The sequence below is a fragment of the Micromonospora sp. WMMD736 genome, from assembly GCF_049179015.1.
Classification (GTDB): Bacteria; Actinomycetota; Actinomycetes; order Mycobacteriales; family Micromonosporaceae; genus Micromonospora.
In genome coordinates this window covers 1-2,645 of the sequence record NZ_JBMHMI010000133.1, presented here as the reverse complement: position 1 = coordinate 2,645, position 2,645 = coordinate 1, and the positions used below count along the sequence as shown (strand labels likewise).

Annotated in this window: 2 protein-coding genes; both read right to left on the bottom strand. The window is 62.8% G+C overall.

Going from position 1 to position 2,645, the window contains the following annotated elements:
* Nucleotides 1-1,684: PE-PPE domain-containing protein (locus tag ACN269_RS34655; protein WP_421477553.1), on the bottom strand; the 1,684-nt coding region annotated here is incomplete at its 3' end.
* A 116-nt stretch (nucleotides 1,685-1,800) separates the two neighbouring features.
* On the bottom strand, nucleotides 1,801-2,645 hold an 845-nt coding region (locus tag ACN269_RS34650), incomplete at its 5' end, for a hypothetical protein (protein ID WP_421477552.1).

Here is a 2,645-nt window from a genome sequence, read left to right as displayed (position 1 = left end):
GTGACGTCTCCGACGAGTTCGAACCGCGCGACGTCGCGTTCTGACGTTGCTCTCGCACCCGGTCGATCGCCTTGCGTAGCGGCCGGTCACCCGGCCGGACCGACTTGGGCCGCATCGGCTTCGGCCGGTCCTGAATCGCCTTCTGACGCTTCTCGATGCGGTCCTTCAGGCGGTCCTTCAGCGCTGATTTCACCGGCCGCTTGTCGAGGCGCTCCTTCAGTGCCGTCTTCAGCGGACGCTTGGCGAGGCGGTCCTTCTTTACCTCAGTACCGGTGTCGACGTCGTCGTTGACGACGGCGGTCTGTTGATCTCCTTCGACGTCCGCCCGCTCATCGCTACCCGTGACATCGACGAGGTTGTTGGTGGTGATTTCAGACGTGTCCGGTGTCGGGTCGGCCTTGCCCAGCGGAATGAATCCAGCCGGCAGGCCCTCCAACTCCTTGTCCTCACCACCGACGCCGTACGGGCCGGCCGGCTCGGTGCCGAAGATCCGCTGGTGCCCCGCCTCTTCCAACGCGTCGTCGATGCCGACCGGGATGGCCTTCAGGAAGTTGATCCCCACCCCGACCGGATTGCTGATCGAGATCAGATACTGCGGGGTCGGCTCACCGGGATGGATATCCCGCCGGTAGGCCCCCTCGATGAGCGTCTGCATCGGAGCATTGACGACCAGCAGCAACTCACGGGGAACGCCCAGGCTCTCCAGCGGCATCAGAAGGGGCACCAGATCGGTCGTCCTCATGTAATACTGCGTGTCGCCCATTTTGCCCTGGTAGATGACGTCGTCGTCGTTGAGATTCTGATCGGGCATATCGCCGTGCACGATCAGATACCCGGCGAGTGAGTTCAGCAGGGCCACCAGGCTGAACAGGTTGTTCGGGGCGCCGCCGCCGAGGATGTCGTATTGGTAGGCGAAGTCGACGGTCGGATAGCAGATCTCACCATCCTCTTGACACGTGTCGGTCGGCGTCGCGCCGTACATCGGGATGTCGAGGATCGGGATGGTCAGCTTGTTGAACTTCATCAGGATGCCGCCGTTGGGCCGCATCGGGTTGGAGAGCAGATAGAAGGAGATGATCGGCGAGTTCATGGGATCGTCGCGGTATTCGGCGATCAGGTCGGCCTTGACCAGCGAGGCGACCACGGCGCTCTGCGAGTAGCCGACCCCGATGAAGTCATCGGGTTCGAGGGGGTCCGAAACTGGTTCGTTGTATTCGCAACCGGCGTCCGCGTGCGCGCACTTACCGAAGTTCGAGCGGCCCTCGGCCACCGACTTCCCGAACGTCTTCGAACCGAAGACGGGCCAGAATTCCTCGGGCGTGATCACCGCGACCGTCTTGTACGGCGCCGATGGGATTCCGGTGTCCTGCTCCCCCGTCTTGCCGGACGCGGGAATGATGTGGTTTTCGACCGCAATCTCCAGGTAGCCGGTGACGAAATCGTGCGAATCAGGCGGGGTCGACAGCGGGTGCTCCGTCCCGCCCATGGCCAGCACGGTCGCCGTCAATACCGGCAACAGCGAGGGCACCGTGCCCGAGAATGCGAGGACCACGGCGCCAAGGATCGCCACCATCGTGACGCCCAGCGAACGCCAGAACCGAACCGTCATCTGATTCCCCAATCTCTCGACTGGTGTGGAACGGTCGCGAAGCTCGCCCGTCAGGAACACCAGCTTGTCCGACACTAGCTAGCTTGGTCTCGAACTATGACATTCTGCATCGGCCAGCTAACCGGCGCCCCGGATTTCAGCGTCCCGACAGCTATTCGTCAATGAAACCCCAGACGGCCGGCTGCCGACAGCTATGAGTCGTCGTTGGTCGTGGATGTCTTCGATTGGTTCGCACCGCCCGAATCTGCGTTCTGACGTTGCTGACGGACCCGGTCAACTGCCTTGCGTAGCGGCCGGTCGCCCTTAGCCGGTCGGACCGACTTGGGCTTGGTCATCTTCGGTCGCTCCTGCACAGCCTTCTGCCGCTTTTCGAGGCGGTCCTTCACCGCTGACTTGAGTGGCCGTTTTCCGTCCTTCAAAGCCGACTTCAGCGGCCGTTCGCTAAGGCTCTTTTTCAGCGCCGACTTCAGCGGACGCCGGACCTCCTTCTTCACATCGGTCTCAGGGTCAAGGTCGGCATTGATACCGGTGGCCGGCGGGTCTTGCTTGGCCTCCGCCTGGTCTTCGACACCCGTGGCAGCGATCTGATTGCCTGCCGAGAATTCCTGGTCGACATCGTTGTTGGTGGCCGCGTCACTGGCGTCGACGTTGTTGACGGCGACCTGCGGTGGTGAGACCGGTGTGGGATCATCCTTCCCCAGCGGGATGAAGCCGGCCGGCAGTCCCTGTAGGTCTTCATCCTCACCACCGACGCCATACGGACCGGCCGGTTGGGTGCCGAACACCCGCTCATGCCCCAGTTCTTCCAACGCGTCGTCAATGCCAACCGGGATCGCCTTAAGGAAGTTGACCCCCACCGCGACAGGGTTGCGAATCGAGATCAGATACTGCGGGGTCGGCTCGCCGGGATGGATATCCCTCCGATACGCAGCCTCGATCAGCACCTGGATCGGCGCGTTGGCAACCAACAGCAACGCGCGCGGAACGCCGACGCTCTCCAGCGGCATCAGGATGGGCATCAGGTCGGCTTGCTTCA